Source organism: Paenibacillus sp. V4I3, from assembly GCF_030817215.1.
GTDB lineage: Bacteria > Bacillota > Bacilli > Paenibacillales > NBRC-103111 > Paenibacillus_E.
Genome location: NZ_JAUSZA010000001.1, coordinates 2,925,347 through 2,951,004, shown reverse-complemented (window position 1 = coordinate 2,951,004; position 25,658 = coordinate 2,925,347). Strand labels below are relative to the sequence as shown.

22 protein-coding genes are annotated in these 25,658 nt (G+C 43.8%); 3 read left to right on the top strand and 19 right to left on the bottom strand.

Going from position 1 to position 25,658, the window contains the following annotated elements; genetic code table 11:
- Positions 1–190 precede the first annotated feature (190 nt).
- A complete protein-coding gene (locus QFZ77_RS13515; protein WP_307440260.1) occupies positions 191–1,768 on the top strand; it encodes an ATP-binding protein in 1,578 nt (525 codons plus the stop codon).
- Positions 1,769–1,826: 58 nt separating this feature from the next.
- Here the strand turns inward: QFZ77_RS13515 and phoU are convergent, their stop codons facing one another.
- The 5 genes from phoU to QFZ77_RS13490 form a co-directional block, all read right to left on the bottom strand.
- Positions 1,827–2,486, bottom strand: a complete 660-nt coding sequence (gene phoU, locus QFZ77_RS13510) for a phosphate signaling complex protein PhoU (RefSeq protein ID WP_307440259.1) — start codon at positions 2,484–2,486, stop codon at positions 1,827–1,829.
- Positions 2,487–2,511: 25 nt separating this feature from the next.
- Entirely contained in the window at positions 2,512–3,273 is a 762-nt protein-coding gene (gene pstB, locus QFZ77_RS13505) for a phosphate ABC transporter ATP-binding protein PstB (protein WP_307440257.1), read from the bottom strand.
- A gap of 3 nt (positions 3,274–3,276) precedes the next feature.
- Positions 3,277–4,134, bottom strand: a complete 858-nt coding sequence (pstA, locus tag QFZ77_RS13500) for a phosphate ABC transporter permease PstA (RefSeq protein WP_307440254.1) — start codon at positions 4,132–4,134, stop codon at positions 3,277–3,279.
- On the bottom strand, positions 4,131–4,934 hold the full coding sequence (gene pstC, locus QFZ77_RS13495; protein ID WP_307440252.1) for a phosphate ABC transporter permease subunit PstC: 804 nt from the start codon (positions 4,932–4,934) through the stop codon (positions 4,131–4,133). The genes pstA and pstC overlap by 4 nt, the downstream gene beginning before the upstream one ends.
- Positions 4,935–5,226: 292 nt before the next feature.
- Complete coding sequence (locus QFZ77_RS13490; protein WP_307440250.1) at positions 5,227–6,132, bottom strand: phosphate ABC transporter substrate-binding protein; 906 nt, start codon at positions 6,130–6,132, stop codon at positions 5,227–5,229.
- A 295-nt stretch (positions 6,133–6,427) separates the two neighbouring features.
- Here QFZ77_RS13490 and QFZ77_RS13485 point away from each other — a divergent pair, with 295 nt between their 5' ends.
- Positions 6,428–8,356 carry a methyl-accepting chemotaxis protein gene (locus QFZ77_RS13485; protein ID WP_307440248.1) on the top strand — a complete coding sequence of 643 codons (1,929 nt, stop codon included), beginning with the start codon at positions 6,428–6,430 and terminating at the stop codon, positions 8,354–8,356.
- 111 nt (positions 8,357–8,467) lie between these two features.
- Here QFZ77_RS13485 and QFZ77_RS13480 read toward each other — a convergent pair whose 3' ends face one another.
- The 6 genes from QFZ77_RS13480 to QFZ77_RS13455 all read right to left on the bottom strand — a co-directional run bounded on the left by QFZ77_RS13480 (position 8,468) and on the right by QFZ77_RS13455 (position 13,540).
- The gene (locus tag QFZ77_RS13480; RefSeq protein WP_307440246.1) at positions 8,468–9,841 is read right to left on the bottom strand and encodes an NAD(P)-binding domain-containing protein; all 1,374 of its coding nucleotides are present in this window, start codon (positions 9,839–9,841) and stop codon (positions 8,468–8,470) included.
- A 113-nt stretch (positions 9,842–9,954) separates the two neighbouring features.
- Entirely contained in the window at positions 9,955–10,296 is a 342-nt protein-coding gene (locus QFZ77_RS13475) for an ArsR/SmtB family transcription factor (protein WP_373462597.1), read from the bottom strand.
- A gap of 152 nt (positions 10,297–10,448) precedes the next feature.
- A complete protein-coding gene (locus QFZ77_RS13470; RefSeq protein ID WP_307440243.1) occupies positions 10,449–11,297 on the bottom strand; it encodes an MBL fold metallo-hydrolase in 849 nt (282 codons plus the stop codon).
- Positions 11,298–11,459: 162 nt separating this feature from the next.
- A complete protein-coding gene (motB, locus tag QFZ77_RS13465) occupies positions 11,460–12,266 on the bottom strand; it encodes a flagellar motor protein MotB (protein ID WP_307440240.1) in 807 nt (268 codons plus the stop codon).
- Positions 12,263–13,057: a flagellar motor stator protein MotA gene (gene motA, locus QFZ77_RS13460; protein ID WP_307440237.1), complete on the bottom strand. Its 795-nt coding sequence runs from the start codon at positions 13,055–13,057 to the stop codon at positions 12,263–12,265. Before motA ends, motB begins: the two co-directional genes overlap by 4 nt.
- Before the next feature lie 24 nt (positions 13,058–13,081).
- Positions 13,082–13,540: a MarR family winged helix-turn-helix transcriptional regulator gene (locus tag QFZ77_RS13455; RefSeq protein ID WP_307440235.1), complete on the bottom strand. Its 459-nt coding sequence runs from the start codon at positions 13,538–13,540 to the stop codon at positions 13,082–13,084.
- A 234-nt stretch (positions 13,541–13,774) separates the two neighbouring features.
- Between QFZ77_RS13455 and QFZ77_RS13450 the strand changes: the two genes are divergently transcribed.
- Complete coding sequence (locus QFZ77_RS13450; protein ID WP_307440232.1) at positions 13,775–14,644, top strand: aldo/keto reductase; 870 nt, start codon at positions 13,775–13,777, stop codon at positions 14,642–14,644.
- A gap of 68 nt (positions 14,645–14,712) precedes the next feature.
- Here the strand turns inward: QFZ77_RS13450 and QFZ77_RS13445 are convergent, their stop codons facing one another.
- From QFZ77_RS13445 to rhaI, 8 genes are all read right to left on the bottom strand, one after another.
- Entirely contained in the window at positions 14,713–16,575 is a 1,863-nt protein-coding gene (locus QFZ77_RS13445) for a PTS sugar transporter subunit IIA (RefSeq protein ID WP_307440231.1), read from the bottom strand.
- The gene (locus QFZ77_RS13440) at positions 16,572–18,893 is read right to left on the bottom strand and encodes a PRD domain-containing protein (RefSeq protein ID WP_307440229.1); all 2,322 of its coding nucleotides are present in this window, start codon (positions 18,891–18,893) and stop codon (positions 16,572–16,574) included. The genes QFZ77_RS13445 and QFZ77_RS13440 overlap by 4 nt, the downstream gene beginning before the upstream one ends.
- A 163-nt stretch (positions 18,894–19,056) precedes the next feature.
- On the bottom strand, positions 19,057–19,800 hold the full coding sequence (locus QFZ77_RS13435) for a LutC/YkgG family protein (protein ID WP_307440227.1): 744 nt from the start codon (positions 19,798–19,800) through the stop codon (positions 19,057–19,059).
- A complete protein-coding gene (locus QFZ77_RS13430; protein ID WP_307440225.1) occupies positions 19,793–21,310 on the bottom strand; it encodes a LutB/LldF family L-lactate oxidation iron-sulfur protein in 1,518 nt (505 codons plus the stop codon). The genes QFZ77_RS13435 and QFZ77_RS13430 overlap by 8 nt, the downstream gene beginning before the upstream one ends.
- Positions 21,297–22,040 (bottom strand): (Fe-S)-binding protein, encoded by a 744-nt coding sequence (locus QFZ77_RS13425; RefSeq protein ID WP_307440223.1) that lies wholly within the window; start codon positions 22,038–22,040, stop codon positions 21,297–21,299. Before QFZ77_RS13425 ends, QFZ77_RS13430 begins: the two co-directional genes overlap by 14 nt.
- 101 nt (positions 22,041–22,141) lie before the next feature.
- Positions 22,142–22,909, bottom strand: coding sequence for a DeoR/GlpR family DNA-binding transcription regulator (locus tag QFZ77_RS13420; RefSeq protein WP_307440221.1), 768 nt, complete (start codon positions 22,907–22,909; stop codon positions 22,142–22,144).
- A 10-nt stretch (positions 22,910–22,919) separates the two neighbouring features.
- Positions 22,920–24,422 (bottom strand): rhamnulokinase, encoded by a 1,503-nt coding sequence (gene rhaB / locus QFZ77_RS13415; RefSeq protein ID WP_307449481.1) that lies wholly within the window; start codon positions 24,420–24,422, stop codon positions 22,920–22,922.
- Positions 24,416–25,636, bottom strand: a complete 1,221-nt coding sequence (gene rhaI, locus QFZ77_RS13410) for an L-rhamnose isomerase (RefSeq protein WP_307440219.1) — start codon at positions 25,634–25,636, stop codon at positions 24,416–24,418. The genes rhaB and rhaI overlap by 7 nt, the downstream gene beginning before the upstream one ends.
- Between the last annotated feature and the right edge of the window lie 22 nt (positions 25,637–25,658).

The following is a 25,658-nucleotide window of genomic DNA, read 5'->3' as shown; positions in this document are numbered from 1 at the left end:
TCCATCATCCCTTACCTGAATATACTTATTACACTAGTCTATCAAACCAAATGACTGGCTTTATTATCCATATGTAAAATGTATGTAAAGACTTCAAAAAAAAAAGAGGGAATTCAATCTTTTTCCCGAAAAAGAGAGAGATGGATTGTTAGGTGCGTACAAGCTTGTACAAGCACGGAAAGGATTTGAAATGGAACAACAAGTAAAAATCTTGGCGGTAGATGACCGCTACGAGAACTTGCTGGCTCTGAATAGCATTCTGGCCTCTTCCAACTATGACGTTATTTCTTTGCAATCTGGGGAGGAAGTTCTGAGATATTTATTGAAAGAACCCGCTGATCACATCGCTGTAATCTTGATGGATGTGCAAATGCCTGGACTTAGTGGCTTCGAGACGGCGGAACTGATCAAGCAGCGGAAAGCTTGTCAGGATATTCCCATCATCTTCCTAACGGCTCTCAGCACCTCTATCGAGCATGTTTTGAAGGGCTATCATGTGGGCTCTATTGATTATTTATTCAAACCTATTCATCCTAAAATGCTGCGTATGAAAGTCGACGGCTTCGTTAACATGCACCTCAATCATCAAAAAATCAAATATCAAAGTGAACTGCTGCATAAGCGAACGTTAGATCTCGAAGAGACGAATCGCAAGTTAGCTGAAGCGGAAGAGAAATTAAAGCAGCAAAATTTTCTTTTGGAACAATGGGTGGAAGAGCGAACCTCCGAATTAGTGGATGCCCATGAAAAGCTGATAAAATCACAAGAACATTTCAAGAAAATGTTCATGCTCTCTCCTTCTTTGATGGCCATCCGCCGTCTATCTGACCTCACCTATCTCGAAATTAATGAAAGTTGGAAACAATATACAGGCTATGGCGATGAAATCATTGGAACTACACTAGATCTCTTACGAGCTGAAGTGGGTGATTCAGGCAAGTTTAATGATGTCATCCATAATTGCAAGGTCAAGTACGAAACCAAGTCCAAGGAAATTCGAACAGCCCTGCTTTCAACGGAAATCATCGATATTGAAAATGAAAGCTGCTTACTCGAAGTTGCCGTCGATATCACGGAAAGCTTGCGATTTGAATCGGAAATGGCTCGTCTAGCTCAACTCAATCTAGTTGGGGAAATGGCCGCCGGTATTGCCCATGAGATTCGCAACCCGATGACGACCATTCGTGGCTTCCTCCAATTATTTCGCGAGAACGATCGTCATATGCAAAAAGAATACATCCCCATCATGCTGGAAGAGTTGGACCGAGCGAACGAAATTATTACTGAATACTTATCCCTAGCCAAAAATAAGCAGTCCCACCAAAAGCCCGAACATATCAACCGTATTATCGAAATGCTCCTTCCCCTCATCCAAGCAGAAGCCGTCATGTCCGGAAAGCATGTTCATTTCCAATTCAAGGATTGTCCTGTCATTCAACTCGACGATAAAGAAATGCGTCAACTTATACTGAATATGTGTATGAATGGTCTGGAAGCCATGAGCCTCGGCGGTAAACTGAGAATTGAAACATACACCGAGACAGAACACGTCGTTCTACTTATTGCTGATGAAGGTATAGGAATTAATGAGGAACATTTGGAGAAGCTAGGAAGACCTTTTTTCACGACCAAAGATGAAGGTACAGGGCTCGGTTTAGCTATTTGTTACAGCATAGCTGCCAGGCATCATGCTTCGATTGAAGTTCAGTCAAGTGAGAAAGGAACAACATTCCTCATTCGCTTTCCGATTACAGCCTCACGCACATGAAAAAGGGACGCTCACAAGTCATGATGACTTAGGAGCGTCCCTTCTGTATTGGATTAACTTACACATTCAAATCTTTGCGTTTCCCTGTAACCATATAAATAACACCTTCACCGATATTCGTTGTGTGATCAGCTACACGCTCTAAGAAATGGGCAACAAACAATAAATGGGTCAACTGGCGGTTACGATTGTAATCCGAACCCATCATCCCCATCAATTCCTGCATTACTGAGCTATATAGCTTATCCACGCGGTCATCTTTCTCGGCAAGCGATGCAGCCCTGTGAACATCGCGTTCTGTATAAGAAAGGAGGCTCTCATGCAGCATCTCAATGGCAATATCGGCCATTTCAGGAATGACTTCGAGCGGCTTAACAAGCTCTTCTCCAGCGAGACGGATCGTAATCTTTGCAATATCTACGGCATGATCAGCAATTCGTTCCAAGTCTGTAGCGATTTTCATTGCCGTTCCAATGATTCGCAGATCACTTGCCATTGGTTGTTGTAAAGCAATTAATCGAAGGCAAAGCTCATCGATTGTCGTTAAATAATCATCAATGAGATCATCATTCTTAATGACTTGCCGTGCAGCATTCTCATCAAACTTGGCCAACGACTCCACGGACTTAAGAATCAAATCCTTAACGCTTTCCCCCATATCCTGCAATTCACTTTGCAAAACTGACAATGATTGATGAAACCCAGGTCTTGCGTCCATATTACGTCTCTCCCCTCAGTTGTAGTTAACCGAATCTTCCCGTAATGTAATCTTCCGTACGTTGATCATTCGGATTGGTGAAAATTTTATCCGTCTTGTCCGTTTCCACTAAGTATCCATTTAGGAAGAAGGAGGTCATATCCGAAATCCTTGCCGCCTGCTGCATGTTGTGCGTAACGATAATGATGGTGTATTTCTCTTTCAATGTTTGTGTCAACTCTTCAACTTTGAGCGTTGAGATTGGATCTAGCGCCGATGTAGGCTCATCCATAAGAAGTACGTCGGGCTCTACAGCTAGTAACCGTGCGATGCATAAACGCTGTTGTTGTCCGCCGGACAGGCCTAGAGCAGATTTATGCAAACGATCCTTTACTTCATCCCACAAGGCGGCTTGTACAAGACTGCGTTCTACGATTTCGTCTAGGACCGCTTTCTTCTTCGTACCATGGATGCGAGGGCCATAGGCAATGTTGTCATAAATACTCATCGGAAATGGATTTGGACGTTGAAATACCATCCCTACGCGCTTACGCAGTGAAACAACATCGGAATCGGAATCATAGATATTGTGACCATCCACGGCTACATTTCCAGTAATTCGCACACTATCAATGAGATCATTCATACGGTTCAAAGTGCGCAGAAAGGTGGATTTTCCACAGCCAGAAGGACCGATCAAAGCGGCGATTGTTCCCGTTTGTATGGCCAATTCAATATCGTGGAGAGCATGATTATCTCCGTAAAATAAATTTAATTTGTCCGCTTTAATCTTATGCTTGGTCGACACGATTTATTTCCCCCCGGAAAGTCTTTTTTGTAAAATTCGGCTTGGTATACTGACAAGTAGGTTAAAGATGAGTACGACGATCAGGAGCAGCGCGGCACTTCCTTTAGCGATTTCCTTGGCATCCGGAACTAACGCTTCAGCGCCAATATACCAGAGATGAACGGATAGCGTCTCCCCCATCTTCAGTGGATTGAAATCCGGAAAGAAGCGAGAAACCGATAAGCCGGCCGTGTAAATTAGAATGGCAGATTCGCCTAACGCACGTCCTGCAATCAACGTAATCCCCGTAATTAAGCTTGGTAGCGATGCAGGTATGAGCACTTTGCGAATGGCTTGCCATCTTGTTGAGCCAAGTGCAAGGCTTGCCTCCCAATAAGATTCAGGAACCGTACGTATAGCTACCTCTGTGACCCTTACCATAACAGGTAAGTTAAGCAGAGCAACCGTCGCGGCCCCACCAATAATTGAAAACTTCAGACCTAGCAAATTAGCAAAAAGTAAGAAACCGAACAATCCAAATACGATAGAAGGAACAGAAGCAAGAGCTTCAACCGAGATACGAACGAGATCCGTAAACCAATTTTTTTGTGCGTATATCGCCAAGTATATCCCCGAGAATAAACCGATTGGAATGGATATCAGCAAGGATAAGAATAGGACATAGAAGGAGTTGAACAATTGCGGACCTACACCGCCGCCAGCTTTGATCTCCTCAGACTTCCCGAAGATGAAATTCCAAGATAAATGTGGAACACCATCACCTAATATTCGAAATAGAAACCAAGCCAGAATCAATATAATAACAATGCCCGATGCCCAGAAATACAACGTGGCCAAACGATCCGTTGTTTTGCTCTTCATTTAAGTTCACTCCTTTTGGCTACGATACGGATAATAAGAATTAAGGATAACGAGATCACCAGTAAAAGAAGCGCCATCAAATAGAGCGCATTATTCCAAGTGCTTCCGTAATTCGTATTCCCCATATCCTTCACAATCGCGGTCGTTAATACCGTGGTTGAGTCAAGGAGTGATTTCGGCATTTGCGGCGAGTTACCAATAACCATGAATACAGCCATGGTTTCACCAATTGCACGCCCCATGCCAAGGATAATTGCTGTTAGAATACCGGGTCTAGCTGCAGGCAAAAGGACACGCCACATGGTTTGCCAACGTGTTGCACCTAATGCGAGTGATGCTTCTTCCAGACGACTCGGCAATGCACGGATAGCATCTTCTGAGATCGAGAGAATGGTTGGTAAAATCATGATAGCGAGAATGATGGAAGCTGGTAAAATACCGTATCCAACCCCGCCTGTTATTTTACCGAGTGCAGGGACGATGACCGTTAAGCCGATTAGGCCATAAACAACCGAAGGAATACCTACGAACAGATCCGTCGCAGGACGCATGATTTCACGCATCCATCTCGGAGCAATTTTAGCCATGAATAATGCCCCTGACAAAGCAAGCGGCACTGAAAACACAACTGAAACCAAAGTCATGAGCAGCGTGCTGTATAGAAAAGGAAGGGCTCCGAATTTTTTTTGACCTGGCGTCCAATCTGTAGAGAAGAAAAATTCAAAAGGACTGACTCCCTGAAAAGTCTTAATCCCTTGCATCCCCACGAAAACAATGATAGAAAAAATGATGGCAGACACTAAGGCAGCACTTCCAACAAACACCCACCTCATGATGTTATCTTGTCTATGTTGTCCTTGGGTCCATTTCGTGACGATTGGACGACTTTCGTCTGATTTCGCGGTTCGTTAGTTTATCTGCTACGGAATTCAATGGGTAATTCCCCTTTCTCTTAAATCACATTACTTTTATGATAGAGCATGATTGTAATTGGATCGTCAATAAATTGTTAAGGGAATGTAAAAGTTTCATGTTTCAAAGTAAAAAAAGAGCGCGGCATATAATGCCAGCGCTCTTAGTTTGTTCTATTTATTATTTTTTAAGCAAATCTGCAGGCAAGAATTTCAAGTCACGAACTTGTTTACCTTGGAATTCTTTGCTTGTGATGTAAGCGATGAATGCTTTAGTAGGATCTTTCGCTTCACCTTTTGTGTACATATGCTCAACACCAAACAATTTGTAAGTACCGTTCTTAATGTTTTCCTCAGAGAACGCTACATTATCAATTTTCAATGCTTTTACTGAGTCATCAACGTAAGGTGTGTCTACATATCCAATGGAGCTGGACTGACCAGCAACAGCTGTTTTCATTGCACCGCTGTTTTCTTGTGTAATACCGTCTTTCGTGAATTCTTTGCCATCAAGAATGATTTGTTTAACTAACGTACGGGAACCTGAGCTATCTGGACGGTGAACAAGAACGATTTTCGCGTCATTGCCGCCAACTTCTTTCCAGTTCGTAACTTTACCCATGTAAATGTCTGCCGCTTGTTGTTTTGTAACATTATCTACTTTTACATCTTTGTTTACGATCAATGCGAATGGAGCAATCGCAACTTGGTGGTCAACAAGACCTTTATCTTTATATTCAGCAGCTGGCTCGACGTCGGAGTTACCGATGTCTGAAGTACCGTCTGCTACGTTTTTAATTCCTGTACCTGAACCGCCTGCTGTAACGTTGATTGTTACTTTCGGATTTTTTTCCATAAACTCAGTAGCTGCTTGTTTAACTAATGGAAGAAGTGCGCTTGAACCGGAAGCTGTAACCGTACCGCTTAGCTCTGCTTTTGGAGCAGCAGATGCCGCTGCACTAGCAGCAGGTGTTGCAGAAGCAGCGTTTTTAGTATCTGTTTTAGCGCCGCAACCAACCAATGACCCCATCATTAATACCGCGGAAAGTGTGAATGTAATTCCTTTTTTCGACATGAACTTAAACATAGTTAGCATGTCCTCCTTTGAGTTTATGTTACTAATTCGGTTAGTATCGATCCCTTTTGAATGTCCGTCGAACTAACTTACTTAAACATCGTAACAATTGAATGTAAAATCCAAACCCTCGAAACGTAAACGTAATGTAAAACTTTTATTTCTTCTTTCATTCGTTAAAAGATTGGTTAAATTTACATATCATTAACAAACTTAGATGCTTTAGTTAATAGAAGTACCCTATATTAATAAGTATCAACACGAAAACAGTCGAATATTGTCAAGTAATATATAGGAGGAATGACTTATGAAGAGGATAAAAATCAATATGACCATGCGATTAAAATTAATTGCCAGTTTCAGCGGAGTACTTCTCATTTTCCTTGCCGTTGCTTTGTTTAATCTGAACCAAGTGAATCAAATCAAGAAGCATATGACGGATCAGAACGATAAAGTCGAACTAAAGGTGCTAGCGCTCGAGCTTAAAAATATGGTTCAGGAAATGAATATCATTGCTTCAGGCTTGGAGATTTCGAAGAAATCGGAATACATCGAAAAATACAATGCAAAACGAAAGCCTTATAACGATTTCATTCAGAAAATTGGTGATACAGCTTCAACAGCTGATCAAAAGAAGTGGCGAAGCCAATTAATTCAATACTCCGTTGATTACATAAATAACTTCGACTCTGCGGCCAAAATGGTCCAAGATCCTAACTTGAAACCGACGGATCTGCAAATTAACCTCCTTTACCTATATAATGAATCTCAGGAATTGAAGGATAAGATTTTTGCACTTGTTGATAAATTCTATGTTACTTATGCAGAGGCTGCCGAACATGCAATTTCCAACTCAACGAAGGCACTTAATGAAAGCAGCAGGGTGATGTTGATTGCCTTTGCTATCGTCGTTATTGTAACCATTATTATTGCCTTTCTAATCATCAGCTCCTTCACACATCCAATTAAAATTTTACAAAATGCTGTATCTCATATTGCCGCAGGGGATTTGTCCCATACAATCAATTCAAAATCCAATGATGAGTTAGGTAAGCTAAGCAACAGCTTCGACCATATGATCATTCAAGTTCGTCAAATGCTTCATGCTACGCTGCAGATTGCTTCTTCCTTATCCGAGCACTCCCATGAGTTTCATCGCTTTTCTCTACTAACAGCATCGGCAAATACAGATATCTTGAAGGCAATTACAGAGATATCGACTGGTGCTGACGAGCAAGCCATGAAAACGGAGCAAAGCTCGATGATCATTGCAGAGCTGGAAGCGGAGATTCGTGACATTACTGCTTATACGTATGAAATGAAGCGTACAAGTGAAGAGGCTGCTTCTGGTACACTACAAGGGACAGCATCTGTAAGGGCGCTGAAATCATCGTCAGACGAATCCCAGGCTGTCCTACAGAAGGTCGATGCTGCCATGATGACCTTGTCTGACAGCTCCAAACAAATTGGCGCTATTATTCACTCGATCACGGAAATTTCTACGCAGACAAACGTGCTTGCCTTGAACGCTGCGATTGAAGCGGCCAGAGCCGGCGAACACGGCCGCGGCTTCTCTGTGATTGCGGATGAAGTTCGTCAGCTTTCTCAGCAGACGAATGATTCCTCCAAGACAATCGGCGGCATCATTCAATCGCTTCAGAAGCAAATCAAAGAATTACAGAGCTCACTGATCGAAGCTCGCGATTCTGCGGTTGCACAAAACCATCGGGTAGCAGACACGCTCGGTTCTTTCGAGGGCATCGAACAATCGATGAAAAGAATAATCGGGCAAATTGAACAAATCCATGTGAAAATTGAATACGTACAATCCAAGAATGACAGATTAGTAAATTCCGTTCAGTTCGTAGCGGCCATTGCGCAAGAAACAGCTGCCGGGGTCGAGGAAGTAAGCTCAACCTCGATTCAGCAAGATGCATCCATCCGCCGAATTGCCGAAGAGTCGGATGATATCCTTGAACTTGCTCAACAGTTATTTGCAGAGATCAGCAAATTCCAGATTAGTGAGACTGCTGCGAAGAATCATCAGGAGATTATTGATCTTCAATCTGAGACAATTCATGTCATGAATGAGGTGCACTTCGAGGTTTTTGATGATAATCAAATGGATTTGTTTCAAAAGGAACAAGATAACTCAACAGCGGAAACACCACAGGATGACCTGAACAAAGGTGAATCTAGGAAAGAGAACAAAATGCTTGTTCTCGTAGGAAAATAATAGCTAGCACAAAAATCCCTCTACTCCTAATTGGAAGCGTAGAGGGATTTTTAATTCCGAGTAATTCGACTAACTAATGCGAACGAACCCCGAACCTACCTAACTGTTTAACTAGCTGCAGCAAGATGATTTTACCACTGCCTCCGGTTTCGTTACCGGTGAACAACAAGCACTAATTTCTTCTGTTTTGCTTACTAGCTTTTGACTATCTTCAGGACCGCAGCATTCTTTGCTCCCGATACCGCAAACTCCCGTTTCCGGCAGCTCCAGCTCAACTCGTTCAGCTGCTGCCTGATCTCCTACAAGCGCTGCTACGACGGATCTCACTTGTTCATAACCTGTTGCCATTAAGAATGTTGGTGCTCTTCCATAACTTTTGGAACCAACAATATAGAAATTCTTTTCTGGTTGGCGCAGCTCCTTCTCGCCATGCGGTCTAACCGTACCGCAGCTATGAATATTCGGATCGATCAGTGGCACTAACGCCAAAACGCTCTCCAATGTTGGGTCGGCAATTACTCTAACTTCTCGTAAAAAGGATAGATCCGGGCGAGAACCCGTATTCGACACGATTTCATCGACAGCATCTAGATGAACCAATGATCCGTTTAAAGAGCCAATCACAACCATTTTATCTTCTTTTTGTTTCAATTCTTGAATGTGGAATGGCGTCAGAACCGTAACTTTTCTTGAATCAACTAGCTTTTGAATACGTGTACCAAGTTCTCCTCTTGCAGGAAGTTGATCCTGCTCCTGACCACCATAAACATCAGCTAGCCTAGATTTTCTTAAAATCCAAATAATTTCTGTGCTCTGAACTTGATCCTTCAGATTTCCTAATTCTAGCAAGGTATTTATTGCAGAGTGACCACTCCCGACAACAAGAACTTTTTTGCCGCTATATCGTTCCTTATGCTTACCCGAAATATCAGGTATCCCATAATAAATTTGCTTGTTTAAAGACTGCTCTTCTGTCGTCCAAACCCCTTCTGATTTAATGGGATTCGGATTCAACCAGGTACCGGATGCATCAATAACAGCCTTAGCCTCAATAAGGATTCGTTCCCCATTTATCTCCACATGCAGGACAAACGGAAGAACTTCACGGCCTTGTGTTTTAACTTTGCTCAGACCTTTACGGCTAACAGCTATAACTTTCGTATTTAGGTTTAAATAAGGTTTGATTTCAGGCAATTCAACAAAAGGTTTGAAGTATTTGTCAACCATCTCTTGTCCTGAAGGGATTTCTAAAGGATTGGGGGCTTGCCAACCATGAGAAATAAGCAATTGCTTAGCAGCTTTGTCGATATTGTATTCCCAAGAGGAAAACATTCGAACATGGGCCCAATTGCGTACATTTGATCCCACTTCCTCACCCGCCTCAAACAAAACAAAAGGCTCCCCTCTCATAACTAACTGTGCTGCCGCGGCAAGACCAACAGGCCCAGCACCAATAATAGCCACCGGTAACTTAATATCATTCATCTTATATACCTCCCTCTCAATGTAAAACGTTTAATAGAAATACGGCGCAAAATCACTTAATCAAATAATTTTGATTAATAGATCAAAAAAAATTGATATTAAGATTAAAAAAATTAAGAACGAGTAGGTCTAAATATGCAGCAAAGATCTGCTGAAAGCAATCCGTTTACTTCAGAATTGTTTATCTCGTAGTAGCTCCAAGTACCAATCATCTCTTTGATGATTAATTTCGCCTCCAATAGGATTTTCAAGTGATAAGACAGTTTCGACTGGGCCATATCAAAGATATCACAAAGGTCACATACGCAAGTTTTTCCCCGCTGTGTTAACTCATACATGATCTGTAGTCTTTTGTGATCAGCTAGTGCTTTAAATTTTGCTTCATACGTTTCAAAAAAAGAATCGTCTGGTGTGGATTTTGTATGTATCGTTTGTAATGGAATTATTGTTTTCACTGATCTCACCCGCTTCATTAATCAAATATTTTTGATTTAATAACAATATATAGCATTACCCGCTAAATAGCAATCCATTAATCAATTTATTTTGATTAATTATATAAATGGCAAGGATAGCCCTCTTCTGGAGGACCATCCAATCATTACTGCTAATGCACAAACCGACCTTCCTTAGGAATCGCTAATTCTTCAAAATCCTCCGCCAGACGGCCTAGTTCGCGACTTAGTTCTTCGCCGTTCATCGGTTTTCCATGTCCCGTTATCGCTAAAGATGGATGTAAATCTCGAAGCTTTCTAACCGAATCACCGGCTGCTTGCCAATCTGTCGTGAAATACTTGGGTGGTCCGCTTATTTCTTGTTCTTGCGTGAACACCTTGTAAAGAGATTCTTGCTTGACGGTAACGAAGGCATCTCCGGCTATTAATGAACCATCTTTGGCGCGAAAAAGAGAAATGTGTCCTGGTGTGTGTCCCGGCGTATGAATCCATTGCCATCCCGTCAGTCCAGGAACGATACCATTAGCAGGCAAAGGATGTACATGATTACCTATGTCAATGCCGTGGTTTGGAAAAAGGGGTGATAACTCGCTTACAAGCCCGCCATTTACCGTAGAATCTCCTTTAGGATAATTGGATTTTCCCGTCAAATAAGGGACTTCCAACTCATGTGCATATACCGGAACATCCCAGTATTCCAAAAGACTCTCTATGGCCCCGACATGGTCGAAATGTCCATGCGTCAAAATGATCGCCCTAGGCTTCTTATGTGCTCCAAAACGCTCCTCTGCAACACGAATGATCTCATCTGCCGATTGCGGCATACCTGCGTCAATTAAATACCATTCTTTATCTTTGCTTGTTGGGTTGCCAATGAAACAAATATTCACGATCTGAATGCAGTAACCATATATATCAATGGCTATTTCCTTGCCTTCACCGCTGGATAATGTCGTTAGCGGGATATACGTATGCTCATATGTATGCTCTGTATGCTCCATGTAAACTTCTCCTCATCATTGCAAATTCCACATTACTATCCCCATTTTGCTGTTAAATTACTCCGTATTTCTCGATACGAAATGTGTTGTTAAACTAAAAAAAGGCCAGAGTCTAGCGACTCTTAGCCTATCTTTCATAATAAGTCTTATGCGTAATTGCACTTATTTCGCAATCTCATCCGTCGCTTTAATGTTACGCAAGATGCTCACTTCAACACGGCGGTTCTTCGCTCTACCTTCTGTTGTGTCATTTTCTGCAATCGGCCGGTATTCACCGAATCCGACCGAAGAGTAGGAAGCAGGATCAATTTTACTGTTATTCAGAAGTATTTTCATAAAATTGACCGCACGCTTTGCGCTTAAATCCCAGTTCGTTTCAAAGTCTGCTCGACGAATCGGGATATTATCCGTATGACCTGCTACTTCAACCTCATATCCTGGATAGCTGCCCAGCAAATTAGACATCGAAACCGCCAGCTTTTGTGATTCTTGTTTAATTGTAGCCGACCCTGAATCAAACAGCGCACGGTCACTAATCGTAATGGTCAGCTTCTCATTATCCAGCTTCGTGGTCAGCTGCTCACTCATGTTGTTTTCTTTAATGTAAGCATCCATGCTTTGCTTTAACTCTTTGAGATCCTTCTCTTCCTTCTGCAGCTTGGCAGCCAGCTGACTATCGGTTTTACTCTCATCCTTCGGCGGAGGATTTTGGCTCTTATTATTGTTTTTCGTAGAATTCCCCGCATCATTTATTGGAACCATATTCGACATCGCGAAGGGTGCTTCTCCCCCCGTGAAGGCATTGTTCAAGGACCGCATAATCGAGTCGTATTTCTTGGAATCCACCTGACTAGATGCAAACAAAATGATAAAGAGAGCTAGAAGCAAGGTAAGCAAATCCGCATAGGGAATGAGCCAGGTTTCATCAATATGTTCTTCATGATCCTCATGCTTCTTTTTTTTACTCACTGTGGAGCAGCCTCCCTCGAGTCTTCGTCATACGCCGCACGTTCATTGTTGGCAACGAAGATCATCATTTTTTGCTTCACGGAATTGGCAGATACACCGGATTGAATGGAGAGCAACCCTTCTACAATCATAAGCTTAATTTCAACTTCTTTCTTAGACTTCTGCTTCAGCTTATTTGCAAATGGGTGAAAAATAACGTAACCAAGGAAAATCCCGAACATCGTTGCAACGAATGCCGCTGAAATCAGATGACCTAGTTTATCTACTTCACTCAAATTACCAAGAGCAGCGATGAGTCCAACGACGGCACCAAGTACGCCGAGTGTCGGTGCATATGTACCAGCTTGCGTAAAAATGCTTGCATATTTCTTATGTCTTGATTCCATTTCAGCAATATCTTCGAGCAATACATCGCGTACAAAATCTGCATCGTTTCCATCAATAATGAGGCGCATGCCGCTTTTCATAAATGGGTCTGACAGCTCTTCTGCTTGCTTCTCCAAGGAAAGTAAGCCTTCACGGCGTGTAATGGATACCCAGTCGATGAACGTCTCGATCAGTTCTTTTTTAGGCATTAATTTCTGTTCGGTAAAAATAATTTTCATTAAGGTCGGAATCTTCTTCATTTCTGCCATTGAAAAAGCGATAAATAAGGCCGATGCTGTACCACCAAAAATAATTAAGGCAGCTGCAGGATTCAGCAGTGCTACCAGGCTTGCCCCTTTCAATACCATACCCACACCAATGGATATAAAAGCTAAAACGATTCCGATTAGTGATGACTTCTCCATATTCAAGGCACCTCTCCCTATGATCTAATTTTCATGAGTTGTCATGCTTCCTAATGATCTCAACAAGCTTGCCAACGTTTCCTGATCTTCCCCCAGTTTAGAAAAAAAACGGCGATCGGTTTGCTCGACAATGTCTATTGCCTTGTTTATCAACCTCTCTCCAGCTGGAGTTAAAGAGATTGATTTGGCTCGCGTATCCGTCGGATGTTCCTTGCGAATGAGGAACCCTTTCTTTTCCAAGTTACGAAGTACTTGTGATGCCATCATGGGATCAATATGCGCATGCATGGCAATTTGAACCTGTGTCACATCCCCAAGAGGGGATTGAGAATTTAACCACTCTGTGGTTGCCAGCAAAATAAATTGAACATGCGTGAGATCCAAATCATGCAGGGCATGACGAAGATTTTTTTGCCATAGATTCGTAACCTGCCAAAGATGAAATCCTTGGCTGTCATAAGGCTTACCTTGTTCAATAGTCATTGACCCTCCGATAATTCAACAAAAAAGTTGTATATGTACATATAATAAGTTTATTTATTATTTAATACAATCATTTTTTGTCGAAAAGTAGGACTAAAGTCATGTATTTTTTGTGAATATGCAAATAATTTGACGAATGCTAGCGTCCTTCACTTACTTATTTTATACTTGAGAAGAGCCAATTCCTGCTTGAACCGATATCAGTGTGAAGAAAACATACGAGGAGTGAATCATGTGGAGAAACGTTCGTTTGGTTCGACCGGACAGCAATTTCCTATTCTGAGCTTTGGTGCTCAGCGCATTGTCGACGAACACCAATGTACGGAAGAAGAAGCGATTCAAATTGTGAATCGTGCGATTGACGAAGGGATCACCTATTTCGATACAGCACCTAGCTACTCGGATGGGCAATCCGAGGAACGACTTGGTAAAGCATTAGCACGCGATGGACGAAGGAATGACGTATGGATTGCTACCAAAACGCATGATCGGACAAGAGACGGTTCTCTGAAGCTGCTGGAAGCAAGTCTGAAGCGTCTGCAAACGGATCACGTCGAAGAATGGCGATTACATAATATTATGACAATGGAAGAGCTCGATCAGTGCTTCGCCAAAGGCGGAGCGCTAGAAGCGCTTCTTGAGGCCAAGGAACAAGGGATTATCAAGCATATCTCGATCAGCGGCCACACGAATCCTAGAGTTCAGTTGAAAGCGATTGAACGTTGTGACTCATTCGACAGCGCGCTTGTTGCCTTATCCGCAGCGGATCATCTCATCTACAGCTTCGCTCATGAGTTTTTGCCTAAAGCGGTTGAGAAAGGTGTCGCTATCATCGGCATGAAAGTTATGGCGCTCGGTAAGCTGGCACCCTGGTACGAGAAAGCACTCCAATATACGTTCTCGCTGCCGATATCTACAGCGATTGTCGGGATGGAGTCCATGGCGCAGCTGGAACAAAATCTGGCCATTGCTAAGAGCTTCAAGCCGATGACTGAGCTGGAGCAGCTCGAGTTCCTCAAAGAAATTGCCCATCTTGCCACCCCCGATGTACTGCGTTGGAAAACAACCGATTGGGTATCTGGTGAATGGTACGTTCGTAACTAATCAAAAAGCCAGCAGTTAAGTGCCCCTGAGTATCGGCACTAACTTGCTGGCTTTATAAGTTTGGCTGGTTATCTGATCCGATCCATTTCCGCGAAGCTGTTGCAAACGAGGCTATAAATTTCTTTCCTGTTCTTTGCTTGAATCAGCTGATTTACAAATTCAACATTATCAATCATTAAAGCTATATGAGAAACAAGCTCAAGCTTTTCAGAATGATGCCCTACGACAGCAATGAGCAGATACGCTATATCCCCGTCCCCAAAATCGATTCCCTCAGGATACTGGGCAATCGCAATGCCAGATTTCAGGATATGTTTGCTATCTCCATCCATTCCGTGCGGAATAGCGATACCATTTCCGATATATGTGGATAGCATTTGCTCTCTTAGATGCATCTCTTGAATAAACTCTTCCTCGACATGACCCGTACGAATTAGAATCTCTCCAACTTGACTGATCGCTTCCCATTTATCTATCGCATCCAATTGAATCATAATATGCTCTGGCGTAAAGACGGTCATGTCCACCAAAACGGTCGTTTCTTCATGAAAGGAACTGCCTAGCTCTTGTTTTAGACAAACAACCAGTTCCTCATAAAAAGCTTGATCCAAAAATGAATTTATCGAAAAGTGTCGCGCATGCGGAGCTGAAGCCTTGGCCCGTTCCGTTAAATGGATGTGTGAAATAACAATATCCGCATCATCCGAGAGATCATCCACCGAACAGTTATCAACAACAAAATGTAAATCAGCCTGCTTTAGTTTCTTTCGCAGCAAAGCGGCACCCATTGCACTTGAACCCATCCCGGCATCACAGGCAAAGATAACTTTTTGCTCAAGTTTAACGGGCTTCTTTTCTGTTATTGACTGGATCTGTTGTTTGACAGGCATCTTATTATTATCCTTTGAATCGTTTGATTCCGTTACGGCCCTAGACAGCACATAGATACTCCAAAAAAAACTAACACAAGCTGAAGCGCTAAAGCCTAATAATACAGAGATATGCATGCCTTTAGGCGCCAACAGCAGCTGAGTCAAAATACTCCCTGGAGAGGGGGTAGCCACAAGTCCAGCATGTAAAACACTGAATACAAAGTCCCCTGCCATACCACCCAAAATCAATGGAAGGATCAACAACGGCTTTCTTAATGCATAAGGAAAGTAGACCTCATGTATGCCGCCAATAAGTTGAATAGCAACCGCTGACCTAGCATTTCCTTTTTCTTTCCCTATGGACCGAATAAAATAAGCCATTAACAAACCAAAACCAGGACCCGGGTTGGTCTCAAGCAGAAAAAAGATAGACTTCCCGAATTCCTTTGTTTGATTGATACCCAAAGGCTCCAGAATCCCATGATTGATCACATTGTTAAAAAACAGTATTTTCGCCGGTTCGATGACAAGCGCGATGAGCCATAGATATCCCGATGATACCAGCTTACCCGAACCCGTTACGATAACATGTAATCCCTGCACAAAAGCTGGAGAAATATAATAATAAGCCATCAAAACAAAAAATACGCCAATTAAGCCGGCGATTGTGCTGTAATACAACAATTCAAGTCCTAAAGGGATGCGACTCACAAGCCATTTATCTGTTTTTTTAATGATAAACCCCATTGTCGGACCAATGATCATTGCAGGCAAAGTCATCGTATATTCAGATGGATTTCCGGCCACTAAGCCGATGATAACAAAAGCAGCAATAACTCCCCCTCTGTGATTGCCGATCATTTTACCACCTGTATAGCCAAAAAGAATCGGTATTAAATATTGGGTCATCGGTGTGATTAAACCATTCAACGCTCGAAGAGGCCACCATCCGTTTGATCCAAATAAAACCCTTAGCATCCCAAGAGCTATCAATCCTGCTATATTTTGAAATACCATCGTACTTAAAAAACGGCCAACACGATCAAGCGTTTTCATCATGACCCCCGAAACACTGAAGTAGTTTTATCCCTATAACCTTTACCCAAAACGGCTTTGATCTTATATTTAACGGTCGAATCATCACCCATTATCAAAGTTTTTATGAATTCCTCTTCTATTAATGCCGCGCTAATTTCACTGATCATTTCGATATGCTCCTTGGGAGCGCTGCGCGGCGCAAGCAGCAAAAGTACGGTTCTAACCGGTGTATGACATTCCAAGTTATTCCATTGTACTTCGTCGACCAACCGAAAGAGGCAAATACATACGGAAGGGATGGCCTCGCTGCGGCAATGAAGCATCGAGAACTGTTCTTTTTCAAAAACCAATCCTCCAAGCTTTTCCCTTTTCCGCAATTCGTCTTCTAATAATCGAACATCCACACTTTGAAGCTGAGTGCCCACAAATGCGGAAGCTTGAAGAATCACATCATCCTTTGAGAATGCGGTTAATTCCGAAACGATGAACGTGTGATTCATCAACAATAGGATAGCTTCGCCATACCGATTAATTTTCATCACGGTATCCTCGATTTCCTCGTCTACTTCTGTCTGTGGTTTTTCAGAAATCGGCAAATTTTTCAAATATTGCTCAATCAATTCAATATCCGTTACATGCAAAAATGAATTCACCACGATAACCTTATAGTTTTCATTTTCAAACGGAACCGTGGAAATGATTAAATCGACTGGAAGTTTTTTACGCAGCCATTTCTCCAAATTAAGCAGCGATACAATATCAACGATTCGGATATGCGGTAAATTCTTTTCGATTTGCGCCGCAAGCAGCCGCGATGTTCCCATACCGCTGGCACAAGCAAGCAGAATACGGTAGCCGCGAAGCGATTTCCCTGTTTTTCTGACGATAGAAGCGCCAAAGTGCATAGCCAAGTAGCCAATTTCTTCATCTGGAACAGGGCAATTCAGTTGTCTTTCTAAGTAAAGCGCTGCCTTGGATTTCGCGATGAATACATCGGGGTATTCCGTACGAATACGATCAAGAAGCGGATTACGTATATCCATTTTCAGAAGAAGTCGGTGAATGGCTGATTCCAAATGAGTGCTTAAGGATTCAAAGAGAGAGACGTCATTACCTAATTCATGCTTTAGTTCATTTTCCACAATTCGAATCATTTGCTGAACGAAATGTTCTACACGGAGATCTTCTTGCCTGATCGGCAAAGAAAAAACTCGTTTTCCCTTGGCTCCCAGTAAATGCATGGTGATATAGCCTACTTCGCTCTCAGGAATCTCAATTTCAAGTAAAGCATCCAATTTCCTTGCCATTTGCAGCGCCCACTCAAATTCATCTGTTTTTTTTAATTTTTGCAGCGACTCCGCATCAATTGAAATATTCTCCCCATTTTTCAAACGTTGAACGGCCAGAGCAATGTGTATAACAAATCCAACATAAGCACTGTCTGTCATTTCATATCCGTGCAATTTTTTTGTTAATTTTACAACGTTCTCAATTTGATCGATCGTTTTCGGCTCTATGAAATGAAGAAGGTGGTTGCTTATCGATAGTTCCAATTTAACTTTATCCGAAAAGCTATACGAATAGGATGATAAGATATCCATCAACTGTTCCTGCGTAAAATGCTTGTACAACAGGTCAACAATAGCTTCCCGGATGTTCTTTTCATTACCTTCAATAAACACGCCTAATCCTTGCTTGCGAACTAATTGGATATGATGCTTGGCAAACCAAGGCTCCAACTTATCCAAATCGTTGCTTATCGTCGCTTCTGTCACGTCCAGTTTGCTGCTGAAATAGTACAACTTCGTCGGTTCGCGAAGGGATAGCAGCATCTGCATCAAAATATACTGTCTTTCTTCAGGAGAAAAAATCTTTGTCCCATGCATAACGGATAGTTGGTGAAAAAGCTGCTTTTTTGCATTTTCCGTTCCTTTTAAGCTAAGTCCGACTCCAGGCTTTTGAACTAGCATCAGCTCGTAAGTCTTTACCAACAGACCCAGTCCATCCAGTTCCCTTTGGATGGTTCGAATACTAATTTTCAGCTCATTGGAAATCTCCCTCAACGTAACTGGGGCCTTAGCGTCAAGCAGCAGCATCAGAATTTGATGATGTCTTGAATTCATAGAAATACCCGTATGCTTCAATATCAGCTTCCCCTTTGCATCTGTATCTAGTCCTATCATTATAGCGGTTACATAGACGCTTTTGCTTGTCAGGTCCAAATCTACGGGTCCAAACGAACCAACGCCAAGCGCCGCTATATGCTTTCCGCTAAAAAAATTTATCACACGCCCTATTGTTTCACTTGGGGTTGTCGTTGGAAAACTGGTCCGTTCCAAGATTTCTCCGTCGTCCCTGCCAATCGCACATAATATATGCACCTTATATCCAGAAGACATACCGTAAAAACTAGGCATCATTAGACTTTTGGGAAGACATCCTCCTTCAAAATTCAAAATAAAAAAGAGCCGCAAGAGAATTCATTCTCTCACAGCTCTTTGGTTACTCAATAATAAGTGCATAAACGATGCCGGGTCCATGGACACCAATGGTCAAATCATTCTCGATGTCGGCCGAGCGGCTCGGACCTGAGATGAAATGAATGCCAGCCGGTCTATCTTTGGCCGCAAGTTCATCGAATGGGCGCAATACTTCACCCAGCTTTGTTTTTATACGATCCACCGGGATAATGGCAATGAACGTGGTTGGCAGCAAGCTGACACTTCTGCCTCTCGTCGCATCGGAAGTGACCACTAGTGAACCAGTGTACGCGACAGCGTGTTCAACGGCCACGATCCCGATGTCCGCTCCAGCCGCTTTCGCGACAAGCTCGTCTTTTGCAGCAGGGTCAGCACCTTCTGCGTTCCACACCGTGATGTCTATTTCCGTGCCTGCAAGCGAATCACGAAGAGACTCCAGCTCAGGTTGATCCTGAATGATCAAGTGTTTTGCCTGTGTCTCTGCGATGAAGTTCGCAATGAATTCCTCTGCTTCAGCCATACTCGCAAGACGCCTCGTATGGCCTCCAGCCTTCTGCCAGTTCGACATGAACAACTGAATGCGCTGTTCGAGCGGGAGATCCACCTGCTCCCAAAATTCAGGAGCCCCCTTCGTGTTATGCGAAGGAGCTGTTTGTAATGGCTTAGCTCTGCCTAGTCGATTCGAAATATTAGCAAAAAAGGCCTCCTGATCCTTCAGGGCTTCTTGGTGAAGCTTCTGGAGAAATGCTGCATCTGATTTAGCCATGATGATGTCCTCCTCCGCCGTCTTTGCGATCAGCCACAAGCTTCTCCATGCGGGCTTTCATCACGGAATCTAGTTCAGGGAAGGTGCCTTCTAGTCCCTGCTCAATGTCTTTCCACGATTCACGGAATGTCTTCTTCGCCATGCTTGGCGCATAACGATACGAATTCCAACCTTTTAACGGACCTATCTTCGCTTTGATATGACCATCGCGAACTAATAATTTCTGCCCAATACGGCCGAGTTTGATTAACGCTTTAACCCGCTTTGCATCGGACATCAAGAAATTAAAGCCCTTCATGCCGACTTTCTCAACAAAATCCGTCGCCCCGCGTTCCACTTTGCGTTGACGGAGATAAATCAGCATATCATGCAGTGGAATCTTCACCGGACATGCCTCATAACAGGCGCCGCACAGGCTAGAAGCACTAGCAATATCGTCCCATTGGTCGACGTTTTTGTTAAGTGCCGGCGTAAGAACAGCACCGATCGGACCACTATATACACCGCCATAAGCGTGGCCGCCGATGTGACGGTAAACCGGGCAAGCGTTTAAGCATGCCCCACAGCGAATACAGTTCAGCAATTCCTGGAATTGCGGATCTCCAAGCTGCAACGAACGTCCATTATCCAAAATAATGACGTGCATTTCTTCCGGTCCATCGCCGTCCTGTTGACGCTGCGGCCCTGAAATCACAGACATATACACCGTGAGTTTCTGTCCAGTAGCCGAACGCGGCAGCAGGGTCGCCATCACTTCGAGATCGTCCAATGTAGGAATGATTCGCTCCATGCCCATGAATGTAATTTGAGTCTTAGGGATGGTACTAACCATCCGCGCATTGCCTTCATTTTCGAAAAGAACGATAGACCCCGTCTCCGCAATAGCAAAATTACAGCCCGTCATCCCAATGTCGGCTTCAAGGAACTTCTCACGTAGTTTTCTTCTAACATAGCCAGCTAATATCCCCGTATCCGGCTCAAGCTTCTCGCCTGCATCCTCAGAAAGCAGGTCGGCGATCTGATAGCGATTTTTGTGAATCGCCGGAATAATAATATGCGAAGGCGTCTCGCCTGCCAGCTGAATAATATATTCGCCAAGGTCCGTTTCAATCGCCTCGACACCGATTTGCTCAAGCGCATGGTTGATATGCAATTCTTCGGAAACCATCGACTTGGACTTTACTACACTTTTCGCCTTCTTGTGCTCGGCGATTTGCATCGTCAAACGAACAGCGTCTGCTGCATCGGCTGCGAAGTGAACGTGCACGCCCTGCGCTCTCGCATTTTCAACGAATTTGCCAAGATAGTAGTCCAAGTGCGCAATCGTATGCAGACGAATTTGCCTGCCTCGCTCACGCCACTCTTCCCAGTTCCCAAGCTCTTCGGAGGCGCCCAGTTTACCGTTTTTGAGCCGTTCGGTCGTGAACTTAACCGCATTGCGAAGAAAGTCATTGTTCAGCGCGACTTTGGATCTTTCCTTGACGGTCCCACTAGGTTTATGATCGCTCATGCGCCAGCTTCACTCCCTCGGCCAGTAATTCCGCTAGATGCATGACCTTCACGGGTTTTCCACGGTAGGATAAATTGCCTGCAATATTCATTAAACATCCCATATCTAGTCCAACTAGCACTTCTGCTTCTGTTTCCAGCACGTGATCCGATTTCTCGGATACCATGGCTCCAGATATATCGCACATTTTCACCGCAAAAGTCCCGCCAAACCCACAGCAGTCCTCCGCATGAGGAAGGGGTACAAGCTCCAAATCACGGATATTTTTCATCAGCTGCATCGGTTCCTCTTTGACACCTAGCAGTCGGCTGCCGTGGCAGGATGGATGATAGGTCACTTTATGCGGGAACACAGCTCCCAAATCCGTAACGCCCAATACTTGGACAAGGAATTGTGTGAACTCATATGTTTTTTCTACTAAACGGTTAGCTCTAGCTAGATTGATAGGATCATTTTCAAACAGCTTCGGATAATAATGATGAATCATACTTGTGCATGAACCCGAAGGTGATATCACAAAATCACTGTCTTCAAACGCTTGAAGCAGTGTCAACGCAGAGCCTCGCGCCTCATCCCAATAGCCACTATTGAAGGCAGGTTGACCGCAGCATGTCTGAGTCGCAGGGAAGTCTAGCTTGACGCCATATTTTGCAAGTAAATGAACCATAGACTCACCCACCTTGGGATAAACAAGGTCGCTCAAGCACGTAATGAATAAGGATACTTTCATGATTGCAGCTAACTCCCTTCCTTAATCGTTCCCTCCTCAGAGACCAAAAAACCATCCACAGTACGAGAGAGAACATACTGGTGATGGGAGGAACAATGATTTTAACCTTTATCTAATTGGAGGACGTGCACACCTTTATCGCGAATCTGGTCCACATCCTCCTTGTTTGTTTGCCCGTCTGTAATCAAGTGCTTGATCTCAGGCCAGCCGGCTACTTGCGTCAAAGACTGCATGCCGAATTTACTATGGTCAGCAAGCAGGTACGTTTCATCAGCGATACTGATCATTTTGCGTTTAATGAGCGCTTGCAGCTCATTGGATTCGCTAATTCCACGCTGGATATGAACCCCTTTGCATGACAAGAATAGCTTATGAACGTGATACATGTCCAAGGATCTTTCCGCGAGTGGTCCTACATAGGACAACGATTTTGGCGAAAGGAGTCCACCTGTGGATATGACCTGAATTTTCTCCTTACCGCTCACCTCAAGCGCAACCTTCATCGAGTTCGTGATGATCGTCAGCGGCATATCGGGAATAATTTTGGCCATATACCAAGCCGTTGTACTTGCATCTAAAATGATCCGATCATGCTCCCGAATATGCGATACCGCTTCTTTCGCTATGCTGTTCTTGAAATCCGACTGCGCCGTTTCCCTTTCCATGAAAGGGACTTCGGACTGCGCTTCCTTCACACTGACAGCGCCGCCATGGCTGCGCATCAGCTTGCCTTCGCTTTCTAACCGGTCCAAATCACGTCGTATCGTTTCTTCTGTTACTTGACACAGCTCGCTGAGTTCCGTTACGCGAATACTTCCTCTTTCATTCACCAACTGAACGATTCTCTGCCATCTTTCCGCTACCAGCATCGTACTTCCCTCATTTCACCGTCGATCGGGACGCCACCTGACAAAATGTTGCATACGCTTCCTGCCAACCCGCTCCATCTTGAGGGAGATAAGTTTTGACCGGGAACGAATTCCGAATCAGCTTTCTGGCTTCGCGCAAATTCGCGATATACCCTAGTGATATCCATTGTACTACAAGGTTACCTAAGGCACTACCCTCAACAGGACCGGCCCAAACCTCGCGCTGTATAGCATTTGACGTGAATTGACAAAGCAGCTCGTTCTGGATGCCGCCACCAACAATGTGAAGACCTTGATATTTCTTCCCCGTTAGCTGTTCCGTTCTTTCTAAAATAAACCGATACTTCAAAGCCAGGCTTTCCAACATACAACGAACAATTTCACCTTCTGTTTGCGGTACAACCTGTTCCGTATCCCGGCAGTATTGCTGAATTTGCTTCGGCATATGCTCAGGATTCAAGAACATGTCATCATCCGGATCGATGAAGCATTGGAAAGGCTTCACTTGCTCGGCAAGCTTGACTAACTCAGCAAAGCTGATGTTCTTGCCTTCTTTGTCCCATGTACGCTTACATTCCTGAATTAACCATAAGCCCATGATGTTTTTAAGCAATCGGTTCGTACCATAAACGCCGCCTTCATTGGTGAAATTCCAAGCTAATGCCTCTTCACTTAGCACCGGCGCCAACGTCTCAGTCCCGAGCAGTGACCAAGTACCGCAGCTTAAAAAAGCGAAATCTTCTTCTAAAGCGGGAACCGCGACAACAGCAGATGCTGTATCATGCTCGCCTACGGCAATGACAGGAATCGAAGGAACATTAAGTTCATCACAAATCTCTTTGATTAAGGCGCCAACTCTAGTCCCTGACGCAACCGGTTTCAGTAATAGTTCACCAGGAAGGCCAAGCTGATCTATGAGCTCCGTGTCCCACGTCAGCGTTGTTGCATTAAAAAGCTGCGTCGTTGTGGAATTGGTGTACTCGCTGTGTTTTTCTCCGGTTAAAAAGTATCTGAGCAAGTCAGGAATCATCAAGAACGTTTCTGCACGCTGCAGAAGCTCTGGATTTCTTTCTTTTAACGCATATAGTTGAAAAATCGAATTAAATTGAAGGAACTGAAGACCTGTTTTGGCATACAGCTTTTCACGGCCAACAAGATCAATGACCTTATCCATGACATGGTCCGTTTGATGGTCCCGATAGTGGTAGGGATTACCGAGAAGCTCACCATTTGCCGCGAGCAGCCCGAAATCCACCGCCCATGAATCTATGGCCAGGCTTTCGATATCCGTATAACCCAGATGCTTCATCTGTAAAATACCTTGTTTCAATTCATGGAACAATCTCAAAATATCCCAATGAAGGTGGTTACCCACCTTCACCGGATCATTCGAGAAGCGGTGAATTTCCTCGATCGTCACTTGGCCCGCTTCGGAGTCAAGTCGTCCGACGATCGCTCTGCCGCTGCTTGCTCCCAAATCAAAGGCCAGTACGCAGGAGGGCTTACTCACCAGCTGGCACCGCCTTTGCCACGAGCATTAATGCTTTCGTCGTAGCCGCTTTCTAGGTAAGCTTTCATCGGATCTACGGGTACACCGATCTCTTCACGAACAGCTTGCAGAAGCGGAGTAACGTCGAATTCGAATGCCTTACGCACAGCGTCTTCTGCACCTAGAACGTCCTGACGTTCTTGTGCGTCTCTAACTTCATCGAGGTTGATCAGCAATGCTTTTGCATACTGTGTTTGAACGTTTAGCACGGAACGCAGCATCGCTGGAATTTTACGCTCGATATTGTGACTTTGATCGATCATATAGGCAATATTGTCAGCAGCCTGACGGATTTGTGGATTTTTATCGTTCGCTGCATCAATGATTTGGTAGAAAATCAGGAACAACTCATACGGATTAACCGAGCCAACGATCAGATCATCATCTCCATATTTGCGGGAGTTGAAGTGGAAGCCGCCTAATTTATTTTCATCTAACAAGTAAGTCACGATATGTTCAATGTTCGTTCCTTGCGGGTGATGACCCGTATCCACTAGCACTTCAGCTTGAGGCCCCAATTTGTTCGCCAAATTAAATGCCATTCCCCAGTCCGCTAGATCCGTGTGATAAAACGCAGGCTCATAGAACTTGTATTCAATCAGCATACGCATGTTTGGTGTCATTGCTCCGTACATTTCTTTAAGCGCTTCATACATCCATGTTTTACGAGCTCGAATATCGACTTGACCAGGGTAGTTGGAACCGTCTGCGAACCATAGGCTCAACACATCAGAACCTACAGTCTTAGCAATATCCACACACTCTAGCAAATGATCCGTCGCTTTGCGGCGAATAGCTTCGTTTGAATTCGTCACACTACCAAAGATGTAATCATCTTCTTGAAAAAGGTTAGGGTTAACAGCTCCGATAGAAACACCGAGATCACTTGCGTGCTGTTTCAGCTTTGCGTAATCGTCCACTTTGTCCCAAGGAATATGGATAGCAACCGACGGGCAAACACCCGTCAGTTTATGAACTTGTGCAGCATCTTCGAATTTCTCGAAGGGATTCCGCGGAACACCGTTTTGCTTATAGACTTTGAAGCGAGTTCCTGAATCCCCGTAGCCCCATGAAGGGGTTTCTACTTTAAGGGCTTTTAGCTTAGCTTTAACAGCTGCTAGATCAATACCTCTATTCGCTTGCAGCTCTTCGAACAAGGCGTATGCTTTATCGCTCATCGGATTATATCTCCTTTTGAAT

Bases quoted from the DNA above. Each gene is read 5' to 3' on its own strand.
- QFZ77_RS13435 (WP_307440227.1), bottom strand. From the start codon at position 19,800: ATGGCTAAATCAGATGCAGCATTTCTCCAGAAGCTTCACCAAGAAGCC.
- phoU (WP_307440259.1), bottom strand. From the start codon at position 2,486: ATGGACGCAAGACCTGGGTTTCATCAATCATTGTCAGTTTTGCAAAGT.
- QFZ77_RS13515 (WP_307440260.1), top strand. From the start codon at position 191: ATGGAACAACAAGTAAAAATCTTGGCGGTAGATGACCGCTACGAGAAC.
- motA (WP_307440237.1), bottom strand. From the start codon at position 13,057: ATGGAGAAGTCATCACTAATCGGAATCGTTTTAGCTTTTATATCCATT.
- QFZ77_RS13430 (WP_307440225.1), bottom strand. From the start codon at position 21,310: ATGAGCGATCATAAACCTAGTGGGACCGTCAAGGAAAGATCCAAAGTC.
- rhaI (WP_307440219.1), bottom strand. From the start codon at position 25,636: ATGAGCGATAAAGCATACGCCTTGTTCGAAGAGCTGCAAGCGAATAGA.
- QFZ77_RS13425 (WP_307440223.1), bottom strand. From the start codon at position 22,040: ATGAAAGTATCCTTATTCATTACGTGCTTGAGCGACCTTGTTTATCCC.
- QFZ77_RS13485 (WP_307440248.1), top strand. From the start codon at position 6,428: ATGAAGAGGATAAAAATCAATATGACCATGCGATTAAAATTAATTGCC.
- QFZ77_RS13470 (WP_307440243.1), bottom strand. From the start codon at position 11,297: ATGGAGCATACAGAGCATACATATGAGCATACGTATATCCCGCTAACG.
- QFZ77_RS13445 (WP_307440231.1), bottom strand. From the start codon at position 16,575: ATGATGAAAACGCTTGATCGTGTTGGCCGTTTTTTAAGTACGATGGTA.
- pstA (WP_307440254.1), bottom strand. From the start codon at position 4,134: ATGAAGAGCAAAACAACGGATCGTTTGGCCACGTTGTATTTCTGGGCA.
- QFZ77_RS13420 (WP_307440221.1), bottom strand. From the start codon at position 22,909: ATGCTGGTAGCGGAAAGATGGCAGAGAATCGTTCAGTTGGTGAATGAA.
- QFZ77_RS13480 (WP_307440246.1), bottom strand. From the start codon at position 9,841: ATGAATGATATTAAGTTACCGGTGGCTATTATTGGTGCTGGGCCTGTT.
- QFZ77_RS13490 (WP_307440250.1), bottom strand. From the start codon at position 6,132: ATGTTTAAGTTCATGTCGAAAAAAGGAATTACATTCACACTTTCCGCG.
- QFZ77_RS13455 (WP_307440235.1), bottom strand. From the start codon at position 13,540: ATGACTATTGAACAAGGTAAGCCTTATGACAGCCAAGGATTTCATCTT.